Origin of the sequence: Roseateles saccharophilus, from assembly GCF_031458095.1 — a bacterium.
Classification (GTDB): domain Bacteria; phylum Pseudomonadota; class Gammaproteobacteria; order Burkholderiales; family Burkholderiaceae_C; genus Pelomonas; species Pelomonas saccharophila_A.
The window spans coordinates 2533015-2550931 of sequence record NZ_JAVDXU010000001.1 but is presented as its reverse complement, the minus strand read 5'-3'; the positions used below and the strand labels follow the sequence as shown (position 1 = coordinate 2550931).

Here is a 17917-nt window from a genome sequence, read left to right as displayed (position 1 = left end):
TGTCAGCGACCTGAACGTCGGGTCTTGGGCGCCAGCATGGTGCCGCGGCAGGTGGCGGCGCCGCACCAGCAGGCGAACTGTTTCTTGACCTTGGCCGTGTGGCGGTCTTCCAGCACCAGGCCGTAGTCGTAGAACAGCTCTTCGCCGGGCTCCAGGTCGCGCAGGGCCTTGATGAAGACGCGGCCGTCGACCTCGTCGGCCTCGCAGTTGGGCTCGCAGGCGTGGTTGATCCAGCGCGCGTTGTTGCCGCCGTACAGGGCGTCGATGACGAGGCCGCCATCAAGGTGGAAATAGAAGGTGTGGTTGGGCTGGGCCGGGTCGTGCGGGTGGCGCTCGACGGCCTGCTCCCAGGTGATGCGCTCGCCGGTGTACTCGATGATCTTGGCGCCCGCCTCGATGGGAGCCACCGCGTAGACGCCCCGGCCATGCACGCCGGAATCACGGACTTCGATCTTGCGACGGGGGGTTTTAGGCGTCATCGGCGCTGTGGTACGGTGATTTCATGGGTGCGCGCGTGCGTAGGCGTGCGCGCGAGGCCCGGATTGTAGGCAGGGGATTTGGAGCCCCCGCCATGTGCATAGGTGCTAGAGAAAGACCGATGAGCAAGACTCTGATCATTGCCGAGAAGCCCTCCGTCGCGCAGGACATCGTCCGCGCGCTGACGCCCGTGGCTGGCAAGTTCGACAAGCACGACGACCATTTCGAGAACGAGCAGTACGTCGTCAGCTCGGCGGTGGGCCACCTGGTGGAGATCGCGGCGCCCGAGGAATACGACGTCAAGCGCGGCAAGTGGAGCTTCGCCCACCTGCCCGTCATCCCGCCGCATTTCGACCTCAACCCCATCGACAAGAACAAGGGCCGGCTCAACGCCCTGGCCAAGCTGATCCGCCGCAAGGACGTGACGGCCCTGATCAACGCCTGCGACGCGGGCCGCGAGGGCGAGCTGATCTTCCGTCTCATCGAGCAATACGCCCAGCCGGCCAAGGGCAAGCTGAACAAGCCCATCCAGCGCCTGTGGCTGCAGTCCATGACGCCGGCCGCCATCCGCGAGGGCTTCGAGAAGCTGCGCAGCGACGCGCAGATGCTGCCCCTGGCCGACGCCGCGCGCTGCCGCTCCGAGGCCGACTGGCTGGTGGGCATCAATGGCACGCGGGCCATGACGGCCTTCAATTCGCGCGACGGCGGTTTCTTCCTGACCACCGTCGGCCGCGTGCAGACGCCCACGCTCTCCATCGTCGTCGAGCGCGAGGAGAAGATCCGCAAGCACGTCGCCCGCGACTACTGGGAGCTGCGCGCCAACTTCGACGCCCAGGCCGGCCAGTACGAAGGCAAGTGGTTCGACCCCACCTGGAAGAAGAACGACGACCTGGAGCGCCGCGCCGACCGCCTCTGGACCCAGGCCGAGGCCGACGAGATCGCCAAGGCCGTGCTCGGCAAGCCGGCCGTCGTCACCGAGGAAAGCAAGCCCAGCACGACCAGCTGTGGCGCGCTGTATGACCTGACGACGCTGCAGCGCGAGGCCAACTCGCGCTTCGGCTTCTCGGCCAAGACGACGCTGTCCATCGCCCAGGCCCTGTACGAGAAGCACAAGGTGCTGACCTACCCGCGGACGGACTCGCGCTTCCTGCCCGAGGACTACCTGGCCGTGGCCAAGGACACGGCCAAGATGCTGGCGACCGAGGATCTGCCCGGCCCGCTGGCCGCGCTGTCGCAGCATGCGGCGACGTCCTTGAAGGAAGGCTATATCAAGCCGACCAAGAAGGTCTTCGACAACGCCAAGGTGTCGGACCACTTCGCCATCATCCCGACGCTGCAGGCGCCCAAGGCCTTGACCGAGGTCGAGGCCAAGCTCTACGACATGGTCGTCAAGCGCTTCCTGGCGGTGTTCTTCCCGCCGGCCGAGTTCCTGGTCACGACGCGCATCTCGAAAATCGACAACAAGCACCATTTCCAGACCAACGGCAAGGTGCTGGTCAAGCCGGGCTGGCTGGCCGTCTACGGCAAGGATGTCGACGACGAGGATGCCAACCTGGTGCCCGTTCAGCCCGATGAGGTCGTGCGCACCGAGAGCGTCGACGTGAAAGCCCTGCAGACCAAGCCGCCGGCGCGCTACACCGAGGCGACGCTGCTGTCCGCCATGGAAGGTGCCGGCAAGCTCATTGACGACGACGAGTTGCGCGAGGCCATGGCCGAGAAGGGCCTGGGCACGCCAGCGACGCGGGCGGCCACCATCGAAGGCCTGATCAGCGAGAAATACATGCTGCGCGAAGGCCGCGAGCTGATCCCGACGGCCAAGGCCTTCCAGCTGATGACGCTGCTGCGCGGCCTGGATGTCGAGGACCTGACGCGACCCGAGCTGACCGGTGACTGGGAGTTCAAGCTCTCCGAGATGGAGAAGGGGCGCCTCAAGCGCGAGCAGTTCATGGCCGAGATCGCCGCCATGACCGAGAAGATGGTCGCCAAGGCCAAGGGCTATGACCGCGACACCATCCCCGGCGATTACGCGACGCTGAAGACGCCCTGTCCCAAATGCGGCGGCATCGTCAAGGAGAACTACCGCCGCTTCACCTGCACCGGCAAGAGCGGCGACGGCAGCGACGCCTGCGGCTTCTCCATCGGCAAGATCCCGGGCGGGCGCAGCTTCGAGCTGCACGAGGTCGAGGCCTTCCTGCGCGACAAGAAGATCGGCCCGCTGGAGGGCTTCCGCTCCAAGGCGGGCTGGCCCTTCACGGCCGAGCTGGCCCTGGTCTATGACGACGAGATCCAGAACTGGAAGCTGGAGTTCGACTTCGGCGAGGACGCCAAGAAGGCCGAGAACGACGGTGAGCCGGTGGACTTCTCGGGCCAGAACTCGTTGGGGGCCTGCCCGAAGTGCAAGGGCCATGTCTATGAGCATGGCGCCAACTACGTCTGCGAGCACTCGGTCGGCGCCCACGTGACCTGCGACTTCAAGACCGGCAAGGTCATCCTGACCCAGCCCATCGAACCGGCCCAGGTGCACAAGCTGCTGGCCGACGGCAAGACCGACCTGCTGGAGAACTTCGTCTCCAACAAGACCCGCCGCAAGTTCAAGGCCTTCCTGGCCTATGACAAGAAGGAAGGCAAGGTCGTCTTCGAGTTCGAGCCGCGTGCGGCCAAGGCGCCTGCGGCCAAGAAAACGCCGGCGAAGAAGGCTGCGGCCAAAGCCTGAGCCCCGGCTTGCGCGTTGCTTGACGGCATCGCGCAGGGCGGCGGCCGGCCCGGCCGACGGCTTATGCTCGCTGCCATGGGCCTGAACGGGCCGGATCGGGAGAGCGGGGGATGGCGTTGACGCCGATCAACCTCGGAATACAGACGCGCCTGACGGCGGGCATCGCCCTGGTCGCGAGCCTGCTGGTGCTGGCCGTCGGCTGGTACTGGACGACGCACGAGGAGGCCGAGCTGATGGCCGGGCTGCGCCAGCGCGAGGCACGCATGGCCGGCCTCATCGAAAGAGGCTTCGCCGGCCCGATCTGGAACCTCGACCATGTCGCTATCGAGAACCTGCTCGATGCCGTCATGGCCGACCCTGAGGTGCATGCCATCGAGCTCAAGGGCCTGGGCCTGCGCGGCGGCCAAGCCAGGCGCAGCCGGGACACGTCCGCCAGCGGGTCGTCCACCGGACAGCTCAGGCGCGAGTTCAACATCACCTACCAGCCCGCCGCCGACACGGCCGGCACCCAGGTCGCCTCGGCCGTCCTCGTCTTCACCCGTGATCTCATCGACGAGCAGATCCAGCGCACCCGCCTCTTCGTCGTCGAGCTGCTGGCCGTCGTCGTCGTCGGCATCGTCATCGCCAGCTCCCTGCTGGTGCACTGGCTGGTGCGTCGGCCTGTCGCCCGCCTGGGCGGCCTGGCCCAGCGCGTCGCCAAGGGCGACCTCGGGGCCCAGGAGACGGTCGAGCGCGGCGACGAGATCGGCGAGCTGACCATGCGCTTCAACGCCATGAGCCTGAAGCTGCGCAGCGCCGCCGACCAGGTTCAGCTCAGCTCCGAAGGCCTGCGCGTCAGCGAGGCCCGCTACCGCAGCCTGTTCGAGAACGCCACCGAAGGCGTCTTCCAGGCCGATGCCGATGGCCGCGTGCTCAGCATGAACCGCGCCTTCACGCAGATGCTGGGCCTGGGCTCGCAAAGCCCGGTGGGGCGGCTGCTGCGCGACCTGACCGGCATCGAGCGCGACGAGCTGCGACGCGTGGCCGCCGTCATGAACGAGCAGGGCAAGATCCAGCAATGCCAGCTGCAGCTGCGCGCTTGCGGCGGCCGGCCGCTGTGGGTGGAGCTGAATGCGCACTGGGTCGAAGGCGAGGGCGGCCAGCGCCGCATCGAGGGCATGGTCAGCGACATCTCGCTGCGCCGCCAGGCCGAGGCCGAGCTGACCCGCCACCGCGACCATCTCGAGGAACTCGTCAACGAGCGCACCGCCGAGCTCAGCGAGGCCAAGCTGCGCGCCGAGTCCGCCAACCAGGCCAAGGGCCGCTTCCTGGCCACCATGAGCCATGAGTTCCGCACGCCGCTGAACGCCATCCTCGGCTTCACGCAGCTGATGCAGATGGACGCGGCCATCCCTGCCAATCAGCAGGCCAAGCTGCAGCTGATGCGCGACTCCGGCCTGCATCTGCTGGAGCTCATCAACGACGTGCTGGACATGGCCAGCATCGAGGCCGGCAAGGTCTCGCTGAAGTCTGCGCCGGTGGACCTGCGTGCTCTCGTCGACATGGCCTGCGACAGCGTGCGCCTGCGCGCCGAGCAGAAGGGCCTGAGCTTCGCGGTGGATGTCGATGCCCGCCTGCCGGCCACGGTCGTCGCCGACGGCCAGCGCCTGCGCCAGGTGCTGCTCAATCTGTTGTCCAACGCCGTCAAGTTCACCGACAGCGGCAATGTGCAGCTCGCCACCCGCGTCGTTGAACTCGACGCCCTGCACACGCGGCTGCGCTTCGAGGTGACCGACAGCGGCATCGGCATGACACCGGCCCAGCAGGCGCGCCTCTTCCAGGCCTTCGAGCAGGTCTCCGACGCCTCGCGTCATCTCGGCGGCACGGGCCTGGGCCTGTCCATCAGCCAGCAGCTGGTGCGCCTGATGGGCAGCCAGATCCTGGTGCAGAGCACGGCGGGGCAGGGCAGTTCCTTTGTTTTTGAGCTCAGGCTCCCGTTGGCGTGATGTCTTTGATGCCTTTCGGGCCGAGCGCTGGGCCGCTCCCGAGCCGGCCCGCTTTGGCGATGTGCTTGTCGGTCAATCCGACAAGCATCGCCGTCCCCTCGGGGGACCGCTTGGGCGCGCCCGCGTTCAGCGTGGCGAGACCAAGCGAGGGGCTTGAATGACCTGGGCAATCGCGGCCAAGCTGTTGGCGATATGGGTCGCCGTGGCCATCGGCTGGACCGTCGGCCGCATGCGCTGGCTGGGCGGTGGCCCGGCGGGCAGTGACACCGACCCCGCCCGCGTGCTGGCCAACGCGGCCTTCTACATCTTCGTGCCGGCCCTGCTGTTCCGCACCACGGCGCGGCTGGACACGGCGGCCCTGCCCTGGGCTTTCCTGTTCGCCTTCTTCGTGCCGGTGCTGGCGCTGATCGCGCTGATGTATGCGCTGTATCGCTGGCGGAGCAAGCCGGGCGAGGGCGTCGTGGCGCCCAGCGTCAGGGCCATCACGGCGGGCTTTGGCAATACGCTGCAGGTGGGCCTGCCCGTGGCAGCCGGCGTGTTCGGCGAGAAGGGCCTGGCCATCCACATCGCGGTGGTGAGCCTGCATGCCCTGTCGATACTCACGCTGCTGACGGCCATCGTCGAGCTCGACCTCGCGCGCGAGCGCAGCAGCGGCAACCTGGCCGGCACGCTGCTGCAGACGGTGCGCAACACCGTCATCCATCCCGTCGTGCTGCCGGTGCTGGCCGGCCTGGCCTGGAACGCCACCGGCCTGACCCTGCCGGCCGTCGCCGACGAGGCCCTGCAGAGCCTGGGCACGGCCGTCGTGCCGCTGTGCCTGACGCTGATCGGCATGTCGCTGGCCTATTACGGCTGGCCGCGCACCTGGCATGGCCTGGCCGGTCTGCTGGTGGCCAAGCTGCTGCTGATGCCGGCCGTCGTGCTCGGTATCGCGCACTGGGGCCTGGGCCTGAACGGCATGCCGCTGGCCGTCATCGTCATGATCGCGGCCCTGCCGACCGGCTCCAACGCGCTGATCTTTGCACAGCGCTACCGCGCGCTGGAGGCCGAGGTCACCGCGGCCACCGTCATCTCCACCGTTCTTTACGTCGCCACGGCGCCGCTGTGGCTGGCTCTGCTGGCATGGTTGTCGCCCTGGTAAGCCTCATGGTGACTCCCGGCACTTCTGCCGCCGGTTGATCGCGCCGCCCAATTTCCATCTGCCTGCTCTTCGAGGACCAACCCGAATGAATGCTCCCTCTCCCCGCCGCCTCGTTGCCCTGATGGCCCTGGCCGGTGCCCTGTCCGCCGCTTTGCCGGCCTGGTCCGAGTCTGCCCAGGGGGCCGTCAGCACCGAGGCCGGCCAGCTCGCCGTCAGGCAGGAGAAGTTCACGCTGGCCAATGGCTTCGAGGTCATCCTCGTCGAGGACCACCGCCTGCCGCTGGTGGCCTTCAACCTGTGGGTGCATGCCGGCCCGCGCAACGAAGCCCGGGGCCAGACCGGCTTTGCCCATCTGTTCGAGCACCTGATGTTTGCCGGCAGCCGGCATGTGCCGCGCGGCGAGTTCGACAAATTCGTCGACGCCGCCGGCGGCACCGACAGCAATGGCTCGACCAATTTCGACCGCACCAACTACTTCTTCACGCTGCCCTCCAACCAGCTTGAGAAGGGCCTGTGGCTGAAGTCCGACATGCTGGGCTGGATGATCGACGAGGTCGATTCCGTGGCCCTGGCCAACCAGCAGGACGTGGTGCGCAACGAACGCCGCCAGAGCTTCGAGAACCGGCCCTATGGCATCGTCGAGGAGGCGCTCTACCAGGCCCTGTACCCCGAGGGCCACCCCTATCGCGCCGCCGTCATCGGCTCGCATGCCGACATCCAGAGCATCCAGCTCAAGGACGTGAAGGACTTCGCCCGCACCTATTACCGGCCCAACAACGCGACCCTGGTGCTGGCCGGCGACTTCGATCCCCGGCAGGCCAAGGCCCTGGTGCAGAAATACTTCGGCTCGTTGAAGCCCGGCGCCAAGCTGCCCGAGGTCAAGGTCGCCACGCCCGAGATCACCCAGGAGCGTCGCCTCGTCGTCACCGACCGCATCGAGCTGAGCCGCCTCAACCTGGCCTGGCATACGCCGCCGATGTTCGCGGCGGGGGACGCCGAGCTCGACGTCGCCGCCCATGTGCTCGGTGGCGGCAAGGCCAGCCGCCTCTATGGCCTGCTGGTGCGCGACAGGCAGCTCGCCCAAAGCGTGCAGGTCTCGCAGGACTCGCAGTCGCTGAGCTCGATCTTCAACATCGAGCTCATTGCCCGCCCGGGCGCATCGCTGGACGAGATCGAGAAGCTGGTCGACGCCGAGATCGCCAAGCTCGCGGCGACGCCGCCCAGCGAGGCCGAGCTGAACCAGGCCCGCGCCACCATCCAGACCCAGCTGCTGCAGCGCATGGAGAAGGTCACGTCGCTGGCCGACCTGATCAACCACTACAACCAGATGGCCGGCGACCCCGGCTATGTGGGCAAGGACCTGGCGCGCTATGCCGGCACGACGCCGGCCGCCGTCAGCGCCACCGTGGCCCGGTGGCTGAAGAAGGACAGCCGCGTCGTCGTGCAGGCCCTGCCGGGCGAGCAGGTGCTGCCACCCGAGGTGGCCACGCCGCCCATGCCGACCAAGGCCGCCAAGGGTGAGCGCGAAGCGCTGAACGCGCTGGAGGCCTGGCGCAGCAAGCCGCCCGCGGCCGCCAAGGCCAAGCCGCTGACGCTGCCGGCCGCGCAGAGCTTCACCCTCGCCAATGGCCTGACCGTCATCCACTCGGCCAAGCCCGGCCTGCCTCTGGTCAGCGCCAGCCTCACGGTGCGTGCCGGCCAGGGCGCCAACCCGGCCGACAAGCCGGGCCTCGCCGGCTTCGTGGCGGCCATGCTGCCCGAGGGCACGAAGACGCGCAGCGCCCAGCAGATCGCCGAAAGCCTCGCGGGCCTGGGCGCGACGCTGAACGCCCAGGCCGGCAGCGAAGAGGCCCGCATCGAGTTCTCCGGCCTCAAGGCCAGCGCCAAGGAAGGCCTGGCCCTGCTGGCCGACGTGGCCCTCAACCCGGCCTTTGAAGGCGCGGAGATCGAGCGCCAGAAGGCCCAGCGCCTGGCCGCCCTGGCCCAGGCGCGCGAGGAAGCGTCGCTGCTGGCCAATGTCGTCGGCAACCGCGTCGTCTATGGCGATGCCCATCCGCTGGCCGCCAATGCCCTGGGGACCGAGGCCAGCATCAAGGCCGTCGACGCGGCGACGCTGCGCGGCTTCTGGCAGGGCCATTACCGCCCCGAGCGTGCGGCCCTGGTCGTCGCCGGCGACCTGACCGAGGCCGAGCTGCGCGCGCTGATCGAGCCGCTGTTCGGCGCCTGGAAGCCCACGGGCGAGGCCGCGCCTGCGGCGCCCCTGCCCTCGCCCAGGCCGATTGCCGCGCGCACCGTCGTCGTCGACAAGCCGGGCGCACCGCAGACGGCACTGGCCGTCGTCGCACCGGGCCCCTTGGCCTCCGCGCCCGACTGGGCGGCCGTCGAGGTCATGAATGCGGCCCTCGGCGGCCTGTTCACCTCGCGCATCAACAACCAGCTGCGCGAGGTCAAGGGCTATACCTACGGCATCTTCTCGGGCTATGCCATGGGTCGCGAGCGCGGCCAGTTCGGCATCCGCGGCAGCGTGCGCACCGACGTGACGGGTGCGGCCCTGAGTGATATGTGGAAGGAGATCCAGGCCATGCGCAGCAAGCCCATGGGTGCGGCCGAGCTGACGCGGGTGCGCAATGCCCGGCTGCTGTCCCTGCCGGGCTCCTTCGACACCAACCAGGCCGTCGTCGGCGCCTACGCGGCCAACTGGGCCGTGGGCCGGCCGCTCAGCGCCATCGCCGAGGAGCCCGGGAAGCTCGCAGCCGTCACGGCCGCCGCGGCGCAGAAGGCCGCGCGCGACCACCTCGACCCGGCCCAGCTCATCGTCGTGGCCGTGGGCGACAAGGCCAAGGTCCTGCCCCAGCTGCAGGCCATCGGCCGCAAGGCCGAGGTGCGCGACGCTGAAGGCAAACCTCAGCCCTAGAGCAAAGCCCCTCGCCTGTCCTCGCATCGCTGTACGCGAGCACATCGCCAGAGCAGGCCGGCTAGGTGAACTGGAGTCGGACACAAGCAGTCCCTGCGGACTGCTTGTGCCTACGACAGGCCTTGGGCCTCTGGCCCATGGCAGGCCCGGCGCTCGGCCCGCAAACCGATGCGCCCTGATTGCAGTCGGGCACTGCCGGTGCGAGCATGCCCGCTTGGCCCCCGCCGGGCCTGGAGGTCGAATGCGTGCTCGCTCCTTCTCCGCCACCCGACTGCTGCAAGCCCTGGCCGCCATCGGCCTCGTGGCTTTGGGAGGCAGCGCCGATCGCGCGGCTGCTTTCGATCCGCTGCTGGACAGCGTCGGCGGCGTCTGCGCGCCGACCGTCGCCGGCCAGCCCGTGCTGCTGCAGGCCCTGCTGGCCTCGGCCGCCGTCCAGCCCAAGACCGAGACGGCACCCTTCCAGCCCGCGCCCATGAAGGCGGCGCCGGGCGACGTGCCGGTCTACAAGGATCTGGGCCGCATGAGCTTCAAGCTCGCCAAGGCCTCGCCCAAGCTGCAGGCCTATTTCGACCAGGGCCTGCGCCTGTCCTTTGCCTTCAACCATGCCGAGGCCCAGCGCGCCTTCCAGGCCGCGCAGAAGCTCGACCCCGGCTGCGGCCTGTGCTTCTGGGGCGAGGCGCTCATCCTCGGCCCCAATATCAACGTGCCCATGCAGGCCGAAGCGAACGCGCCGGCCTGGGCCGCCCTGCAGCGCGCCGTGGCGCTGAAGGACAAGCTGCCGCCGCGCGAGCGCCTCCTCATCGAGGCCCTGCAAAAGCGCTACGCCGCCGAGCCGCCCACCGACCGTGCCCCGCTGGACGCCGCCTATGCCGATGCGATGAAGGCGGTGGCCAAACAGTTCCCCGGCGAGGACCTGATGCAGGTACTGGCCGCCGAGGCGGCCATGGACACCCAGCCCTGGGACTACTGGGAGGCCGCCGGCGCCAAGCCCAAGGGCCGCACGGCCGACATCCTGGCCCTGCTGGAGGCCGTGCTCAAGCGCAACCCCAACCATGCCGGCGCCATCCACCTCTATATCCACGCCGTCGAGGCCTCGACGACGCCCGACCGGGCCCTGGCTCCCGCGCGCCGACTGGCCGCGCTGATGCCCGGTGCCGGCCACATCGTGCACATGCCGGCCCATATCTACTACCGCGTCGGGCTGTATCGCGAATCGCTGGAGGCCAACCGCCAGGCCATCGCCGTCGACGAGGCCTATTTCAAGACCTCGCCGTCGGACCCGCTGTACCGCTCGGCCTACTACCCGCACAACATCCACTTCCTGATGGTGTCGGCCCAGATGGGCGGCGCGGCCTCGACGGCCATCGAGGCGGCGGGCAAGCTCGACGCGTCCATGCCCGTCGACGTCGTCAAGGCCTTCCCCATCATGCAGCCCGTCAAGGCGGCGCCCTACACGACGCATGCTCAGTTCAGCTCGCCCGATGTCATCCTGAAGCTGGCTGCGCCGTCCGACGACCTCGTGCTGGTGCGCGTCATGTACCACTACGCCAGGGCCGTGGCCCAGGCAGCGCGCCACGACGCGGCTGCCGCCAAGCAGGAGATCGCAGCGTTGACGACGCTGGAGGCGGCCGACTTCAGCGCATTTGACGCCTGGGGCATCCCGGCCAAGGCCATCGCGCAGACGGCCCACCTCGTCGCCACGGCCCGCCTGGCCGACGCCCAGGGCGACTTGGCCGGTGCGGCCGCCGCGTTCGAGCAGGCCGTCGCCATCGAGGAGGGCCTGGCCTATACCGAGCCGGCCTACTGGTACTACCCGGTGCGCCAGTCCCTGGGGGCGGTGCGCCTGCGCCAGGGGCGGCTCGACGAGGCCGAGAAGGCCCTGCGCGACTCGCTGGCCCGCGTGCGCAACAACGGCTGGGCCCTGGCGGCCCTGGCCGAGGTCTACAAGAAGCGCGGCGACGCGGCGGCCGAGAAGAGCGCTCGCCAGGCGTTGAGCAAGGCTTGGTTCGGCACGGAGGGCGGGCCCGACCTTACGAAGCTCTAGGTCGGGAGGCCTCGACGAAAATGGCGGCATGAGCCTGCCCGCCTATATGGACGACCTCGGCCGCGCCGCCCGCGCCGCCGCCACCGCTATGGCAGCCGCCTCGACGGCCGCCAAGAACATTGCGCTGCTGGCCCTGGCCCGCCGCCTGCGCGAGGCCGGCCCAGCCCTGGCCGAGGCCAATGCCCGCGATCTGGCCGGCGCCGCCGAGCTCAGCGGCCCGCTGCGCGACCGGCTCAAGCTCGACGCCAAGACCCTGGCTACCGTGGCTGAAGGCTGCGAGCAGATCGCCGCCATGCCCGACCCGGTCGGCGAGATCACCGGCGTCAAGCGCCGCCCCAGCGGCATCAGCGTCGGCCAGATGCGCGTGCCGCTGGGCGTGTTCGGCATGATCTACGAGAGCCGCCCCAACGTGACCATCGAGGCCGCGTCCCTGGCCATCAAGAGCGGCAATGCCTGCATCCTGCGTGGCGGCTCGGAGGCCATCCATTCCAACCTGGCCCTGGCCGAGATCGTCGCGGCGTCGTTGGAGGAAGCCGGCCTGCCGCGCACCGCCGTGCAGCTCGTCAACACGACCGACCGCGCCGCCGTGGGCCTGCTGATCAGCTCGCCGCAATGGGTGGACGTCATCATCCCGCGCGGCGGCAAAGGGCTGATCGAGCGCATCAGCGCCGAGGCCAAGGTGCCCGTCATCAAGCATCTGGACGGCAACTGCCACAGCTATGTCGACGCCGAGGTCGACCTGGAGCAGGCGCTCAGGGTCGTCGACAACGCCAAGACGCAAAAGTACAGCCCCTGCAACGCTACCGAGTCGCTGCTGGTGCATGCCGCCCAGGCCAGGGCCTTCCTGCCGCTCATCGCCGAGATCTTCCACGCCAAGGGCGTCGAGATGCGCGGCTGCGGCCGCACCTGCGCGCTGCTGCCGGCGGCCGTGCCGGCGACGGAAGAGGACTGGTCCACCGAATACCTGGCGCCCATCATCAGCATCAAGGTCGTCGATTCGCTGGACGAGGCCATCGTTCACATCAACCGCTATGGCTCGCACCACACCGATGCCATCCTGACGACCAATCACCCGAACGCGATGCGCTTCCTGCGCGAGGTCGATTCAGCCAGCGTCATGGTCAACGCCAGCACGCGCTTTGCCGACGGTTTCGAGTACGGCCTGGGCGCCGAGATCGGCATCTCGACGGACAAGTTCCATGCGCGGGGCCCGGTGGGGCTGGAGGGGCTGACGTCGATGAAGTGGGTGGTGTTGGGGCAGGGTGAGGTGAGGGGCTGAGCCCGATGAGCGGACCGGTGGCCGCCTGCTTCTGCGGCGCGGTGCGGATTCCAGTCGCCGCGGCGCTGTCGGCGCCGATCAACTGCCATTGCGGACAGTGCCGAGCCCTGAGCGGCGCCGCGTTCACGACCTGGGTGTCGCTGCCGCGCAGTCAATGCCAGCTGCCGGACCCGGGCGTTGTCGCGGGCTTCAAGCCGACGCAGAACCTGACGCGCTGGTCCTGCAGGCGCTGTGCCAGCCACGTGTTCACCGAAGACGTGCGTCTGGCGGACATCGTCGGTATCCCCGCAGGCGCCTTTCCCGATGCGGTCGTGCCGCCTCCCAAGCGCGACTACTTCATCCACCACAAGCCCGGCTGGCATCAGCAGCACCTGGCCTCGATCCCGCAATTCGGTGGCGAATCCGGCTATGAACCGGTGGATGGGGCGCGCTGAACGCGAGGCGCGATTAGCATCGCGGCCACGAGCCTGGACGGGAGCGCCAGCCATGACTGTCGAACGCATCTTCACCTCGCCCACGTCGGGCGGTCCGCAGCTGGAGCAGCAGTCCGTCCGCGTCGTCGCCGGCTCCGGCATCGAAGGCGACCGCTACTTCGGCCGGCATGACGAGCCCGGCCAGAACCTGACCCTGATCGAGATTGAGGAGATCGAGGCCTTTCTGCGCGAAAAGGGGCACGGCGACGACGTCTCCATCACGCATCGCAATCTGCTGACGCGTGGCGTGAGGCTCAACGAACTCGTCGGCGTCGAGTTCTCCATCGGCGCGGTCAGGTTGCGCGGCGTGGAGCTGTGCGAGCCCTGCCTGGGCATGGGCAACGCGCTGGCCTCGCCCGCCATCACCGCCGCGGCGGTCGTGAAGCGCTTTGTGCACCGCGGCGGCTTGCGCGCCGACGTGCTGTCCAGCGGCGTCGTCGAGTGCGGTGCTGCAATCGGACCGCTCGTCAAAAGCGGTTCCTCGGCAGAGTGAGGATGATGGGCGATCAGCGCGACTTCGACAAACTCGTCGCTTGCCTCTCACGCCGCCGCGCCACGGACTCCGACGTCCCCTTCCTCATGCGTCTGCGTCGGGAAACAATGGAGGCGCATCTGATGGCAGCAGGCCTGAGCATGAGCGAGGCCGATCATCTGGCTCGGCTGAGGCATCGCTACGACTGTGCCGAAGTGCTGCTGCAGGATGGCCATGCCGTGGGGCTGCTCAAGCTCTCCCGGGATGGGAGCGACTGGGAGATCATTCAATTCCAGCTGCTGTCGCGGCTTCAAGGCCAGGGCTTGGGAGCCAGCGTGCTGAAGCAGGTCATCGCCGAAGCGCTTGCTGCCGGGGCTGCGCTCAAGCTGAGCGTGCTGAAGGCCAATCCGGCGCTCTCGCTGTATGAAAGGCTGGGGTTTGTCGTCGAGAGCGAGTCGGCGGACGAATACAAGATGCGGTACCGGACCTGATGCAGTGAGGGGCAAGCCGACCAAGACGCGCCTCCCTAGAGCGCCCGGCCCAACCCGAACCCCGCTTCGTTAGCATCCCTCCCATGACCGACTCCCGCAAAGCCCTCGTCCTCTTCTCCGGCGGCCAGGACTCCACCACCTGCCTGGCCTGGGCCCTGGACCGCTTTGCCGAGGTCGAGACCCTGGCCTTCGACTATGGCCAGCGCCACCGCATCGAGCTGGACTGCCGCAACACCGTGCGCGCCGAGATTGCGGCCCAGTTCCCGGCCTGGGCCGGCAAGCTCGGCGCCGACCATCTGCTGGACCTGTCCCTGCTCGGCCAGATCAGCGACACGGCCCTGACCAGCGAGCGCGCTATCGAGCTGCAGGCCAATGGCCTGCCCAATACCTTCGTCCCGGGCCGCAACCTGCTCTTCCTGACCTTTGCCGCGACCCTGGCCTATCGCCGCGGCGCGTCGGTGCTGGTGGGCGGCATGTGCGAGACCGATTTCTCCGGCTACCCCGACTGCCGCGACAACACCATGAAGGCGCTCCAGGTGGCCCTCAGCCTGGGCCTGGACGCGCCGATGACGCTGGACACGCCGCTGATGTTCATCGACAAGGCCGCCACCTGGCGCCTGGCCGAGAGCCTGGGCGGCGCGGCCCTGGTCAAGCTCATCGTCGAGGAGACCCACACCTGCTATCTCGGCGAGCGCGGCGAGCTGCACGACTGGGGCCATGGCTGCGGCCACTGTCCGGCCTGCGAGCTGCGCGCGCGGGGCTTCGCCCAGTACAGGGCCGCAGCATGACGTTCTGGGGCTGGGGTGGCGTCGCCGGGGCGGCGCTGCTGTTCTTCTGGGGCGTGGGGGCCTACAACCGGCTGATGTCGCTGCGCAATCTCATCGGCGAGGCCTTCGTGCAGCTCGATGCCCATCTGAAGGACCGCAGCGAGGTCTGCGACAAGCTGCTGGCCGCCGTTGCACCGCGCCTGCCCAGCGAGCAGGCCACCTTCGACGCGCTCGCCACGGCCCAGGCGGAATCCCAGGCCGCCGCTTCGGCCTCGCGCGCCAAGCCCTGGTCGCCCGACCCGGTGGGCGGCCTCGCGGTGGCCAATGCCCTGCATGCGGCGGCGCTGACGCGGCTGCTGTCGCTGCTGGATCATCAGGCCGAGCTGCGCAGCGAGACCGAGATCGACGGCCTGGTCAGCGAGTTGAAGCTCATCGAGCGCCAGCGCGCCTTTGCCCGCCAGGTCTTCAATCAGGCCGTGGCCCAGTACAACGAGGCTCTGCACCAGTTCCCGACACGGGTGCTGGCCAACCTCTACGGCTTCGGCGAAGCTCGTTCGCTGTAAGGCTTGAGCCCGACGGCGCGACTGCGCCGCATGCGCCTGCTCACCGCCCTCCTGCTGTCCCTGGCCAGCCTCACCGCCGCCGCCCAGCCCGCCAAGCTGAGCGGCAACACGCTGGACGGCCAGCCCTTCAGCCTGGAGGCCCTGCGCGGCAAGGTCGTCATGCTGTTCTTCTGGAACACTGACTGCGCGCCCTGCATCCAGAAGATGCCCGAGCTACGTGCCAATGCGGCGGGTTGGCGGGGCAAGCCTTTCGAGCTGGTGCTGGTCAGCACCGACCGCGAACGCGCGGCGGCCCTGGCCTATCTGCAGACCTTGAAGCAGATCGAGAAGAACGGCCCGGCCATGCCGGCCCTGTGGGCGGGCGACCTGAAGTTCGCGGCGCCGCTGGCGGCGCCTGCGGCCGTGCCGCTGACCCTGGTCATCGACGCCAAGGGTGCCATCGTCGCCCGCCATGCCGGGCGCATCGCGCCCGAAGCCTGGGACGATGTGGCGGGGCTGCTGCCTTAGCCGGAGTTCTTCTTCGGCATCAGCGACAGGAACTCGCGGCGCAGATTGGGGTCGGTCAGGAAGGCGCCGCGCATGACGCTGTTGGTCATGGCCGCCTCGATGTCCTTGACGCCGCGCCAATGCATGCAGAAATGGTCGGCCTCCATGACGACGGCCAGGCCGTCGGGCATGACGCGGGCCTGCAACTCGTCGGCCAGCATGGTGACGGCCTCTTCCTGGATCTGCGGGCGGCTCATGATCCAGTCGGTCAGGCGCACGTACTTGGACAGGCCGATCAGATTGGAATGCTCGTTGGGCATGATGCCGATCCAGACCCTGCCGATGATGGGGCAGAGGTGGTGGGAGCAGGCGCTGCGCACCGTGATCGGGCCGACGATCATCAGCTCGTTGAGGCGGCTGACATTGGGAAATTCGGTGACCGAAGGTGCCTGGGCGTAACGGCCGGCAAAGACTTCGCGGACAAACATCTTGGCGACGCGCTTGGCCGTCTCCTGGGTGTTGTGATCACTCTCGGTGTCGATGACCAGGCTCTTCAGCACCTCCTGCATGCGGGCCTGCACCTCGGATTGCAGCGCATCCAGCTCGCCGGGCTCGATATAGGCGGCGATGTTGTCGTTGGCATGGTGGCGGCAGCCGGCCGACACGAGGCGGTAGCGGATGCGTTCGGAAACCGGGGCGTCGGAGGCGGGTGCATTCATGGGCGCGGATTGTCTGACCAAAGCCCCCTCCTACACTGAAGGCATGTCCCAAAGCCCCCAACCGGCCGGTCTGAGCGCCCCCCTGCACCGGCTGCTATCCCAGGCCGCCGACGCCGTCCAGGGCGTGCGCGAGGGCAAGTCGCTGACCGATCTGCTGGCCAGGACGCCGGCCGATCTGCGCCCCGGCACCCAGGCCCTGGCCTTCGCGGCCCTGCGCCGCCTGGGCGCCGCCGAAGCCGCCCGCCAGCAGCTCGCCCCCAAGGCGCCGCCACCGCGCGTCGATTCCCTGCTCCTGGTCGCCCTGGCCCTGCTCTGGCCCGATCCCGAGCCCCAGGCATCGCCCATGTACGCTGACCACACCCTGGTCGACCAGGCCGTCACCGCCGCCAAGAACCGCGCGCCGGCCAGCATCGGCTTCATCAATGCCGTGCTGCGGCGCTTCCTGCGCGAGCGCGCCGTCATCGTCGCGGCCGCCGAGCGCGACCCCCAGGGGGCCTTCAACCACCCGCCTTGGTGGATTGAGAAGCTGCGCCAGGACTGGCCGCAGCAATGGCAGGCCATCCTGGCCGCCAACAACCGCCCGCCGCCGATGACGCTGCGCGTGCACGCCCAGCGCGCCAGCGCCGCCGAGTATGTCGAGCGCCTGGCCGCCGCCGGCATCGCTGCGCGGGCCCTGGGTGCGCCCACACCCCAGGCCGTGGTGCTGGACAAGCCTGTGCCGGTGTCGGCCCTGCCAGGCTTTGCCGAGGGCCTGGTCTCGGTGCAGGACGCCGCCGCCCAGCTTGCTGCGCCCCTGACCCTTGGGGCCGGCCTGAAGCCCGGCGCCCGGGTGCTGGACGCCTGCTCGGCGCCCGGCGGCAAGACTGCCCATCTGCTGGAACTCCAGCCCGATCTGCGTTTGACCGCCCTGGACAGCGACGCCAACCGCCTGACCCGTGTCCAGGACAACCTCAACCGCCTGGGCCAGACGGCGACGCTGAAGGCCGCCGACGCCCGCCAGACCGCCACCTGGTGGGACGGATTGCCCTTCGACGCCATCCTGCTCGACGCCCCCTGCAGCGCCTCCGGCATCGTGCGCCGCCACCCCGACGTGCGCTGGCTGCGCCGGCCCGACGACATCACCGCCCTGGCCCGCATCCAGGCCGAGCTGCTGGACGCGCTGTGGCCGCTGCTGGCGCCGGGCGGGCGGCTGGTCTATGCCACCTGTTCCGTCTTCCGTGCCGAAGGTCAGGCCCAGCTCGACGCGTTTTCGCAACGCCAGGCTGACGCGAACTCCCACGCCGTGCCCGGGTTCACGGGTCACCTGCTGCCCCTGGCTGACAATGGTCCGCAAGGAAACGCCGGGCCGTCCCTGGACGGCTTCTTTTACGCCCTGCTGACCAAGCCCTCCTGA

At 69.0% G+C, this 17917-nt stretch carries 15 protein-coding genes; 13 read left to right on the top strand and 2 right to left on the bottom strand.

The window, feature by feature from the left end:
• Positions 1-2: 2 nt before the first annotated feature.
• Positions 3-479 (bottom strand): SET domain-containing protein, encoded by a 477-nt coding sequence (locus J2X20_RS11685; protein ID WP_310264675.1) that lies wholly within the window; start codon positions 477-479, stop codon positions 3-5.
• Positions 480-598: 119 nt separating this feature from the next.
• Between J2X20_RS11685 and J2X20_RS11680 the strand changes: the two genes are divergently transcribed.
• The 12 genes from J2X20_RS11680 to J2X20_RS11625 all read left to right on the top strand — a co-directional run bounded on the left by J2X20_RS11680 (position 599) and on the right by J2X20_RS11625 (position 15826).
• Entirely contained in the window at positions 599-3190 is a 2592-nt protein-coding gene (locus J2X20_RS11680; protein ID WP_310264671.1) for a DNA topoisomerase III, read from the top strand.
• A 110-nt stretch (positions 3191-3300) separates the two neighbouring features.
• The gene (locus tag J2X20_RS11675; protein WP_310264669.1) at positions 3301-5175 is read left to right on the top strand and encodes an ATP-binding protein; all 1875 of its coding nucleotides are present in this window, start codon (positions 3301-3303) and stop codon (positions 5173-5175) included.
• Between the two features lie 157 nt (positions 5176-5332).
• The gene (locus J2X20_RS11670) at positions 5333-6316 is read left to right on the top strand and encodes an AEC family transporter (protein WP_310264667.1); all 984 of its coding nucleotides are present in this window, start codon (positions 5333-5335) and stop codon (positions 6314-6316) included.
• An 85-nt stretch (positions 6317-6401) separates the two neighbouring features.
• The gene (locus J2X20_RS11665; RefSeq protein ID WP_310264665.1) at positions 6402-9230 is read left to right on the top strand and encodes a M16 family metallopeptidase; all 2829 of its coding nucleotides are present in this window, start codon (positions 6402-6404) and stop codon (positions 9228-9230) included.
• Between the two features lie 241 nt (positions 9231-9471).
• Positions 9472-11274 (top strand): tetratricopeptide repeat protein, encoded by a 1803-nt coding sequence (locus tag J2X20_RS11660; protein ID WP_310264662.1) that lies wholly within the window; start codon positions 9472-9474, stop codon positions 11272-11274.
• Positions 11275-11302: 28 nt separating this feature from the next.
• The gene (locus J2X20_RS11655; RefSeq protein ID WP_310264660.1) at positions 11303-12553 is read left to right on the top strand and encodes a glutamate-5-semialdehyde dehydrogenase; all 1251 of its coding nucleotides are present in this window, start codon (positions 11303-11305) and stop codon (positions 12551-12553) included.
• 5 nt (positions 12554-12558) lie between these two features.
• The gene (locus J2X20_RS11650; RefSeq protein ID WP_310264658.1) at positions 12559-12987 is read left to right on the top strand and encodes a GFA family protein; all 429 of its coding nucleotides are present in this window, start codon (positions 12559-12561) and stop codon (positions 12985-12987) included.
• A gap of 52 nt (positions 12988-13039) precedes the next feature.
• Positions 13040-13519, top strand: coding sequence for an MOSC domain-containing protein (locus tag J2X20_RS11645; RefSeq protein ID WP_310264656.1), 480 nt, complete (start codon positions 13040-13042; stop codon positions 13517-13519).
• A gap of 2 nt (positions 13520-13521) precedes the next feature.
• The gene (locus J2X20_RS11640; protein WP_310264654.1) at positions 13522-13989 is read left to right on the top strand and encodes a GNAT family N-acetyltransferase; all 468 of its coding nucleotides are present in this window, start codon (positions 13522-13524) and stop codon (positions 13987-13989) included.
• 83 nt (positions 13990-14072) lie between these two features.
• On the top strand, positions 14073-14777 hold the full coding sequence (gene queC / locus J2X20_RS11635) for a 7-cyano-7-deazaguanine synthase QueC (protein ID WP_310264651.1): 705 nt from the start codon (positions 14073-14075) through the stop codon (positions 14775-14777).
• The gene (locus J2X20_RS11630) at positions 14774-15319 is read left to right on the top strand and encodes a LemA family protein (protein WP_310264649.1); all 546 of its coding nucleotides are present in this window, start codon (positions 14774-14776) and stop codon (positions 15317-15319) included. The genes queC and J2X20_RS11630 overlap by 4 nt, the downstream gene beginning before the upstream one ends.
• A gap of 30 nt (positions 15320-15349) precedes the next feature.
• Entirely contained in the window at positions 15350-15826 is a 477-nt protein-coding gene (locus J2X20_RS11625; protein ID WP_310264647.1) for a TlpA disulfide reductase family protein, read from the top strand.
• Here the strand turns inward: J2X20_RS11625 and folE are convergent.
• Complete coding sequence (gene folE / locus J2X20_RS11620) at positions 15823-16524, bottom strand: GTP cyclohydrolase I (RefSeq protein WP_310264644.1); 702 nt, start codon at positions 16522-16524, stop codon at positions 15823-15825. The genes J2X20_RS11625 and folE overlap by 4 nt on opposite strands.
• A 43-nt stretch (positions 16525-16567) precedes the next feature.
• On the opposite strand from folE, the gene rsmB reads away from it, so the two are divergent.
• Positions 16568-17917, top strand: coding sequence for a 16S rRNA (cytosine(967)-C(5))-methyltransferase RsmB (gene rsmB, locus J2X20_RS11615; RefSeq protein ID WP_310264641.1), 1350 nt, complete (start codon positions 16568-16570; stop codon positions 17915-17917).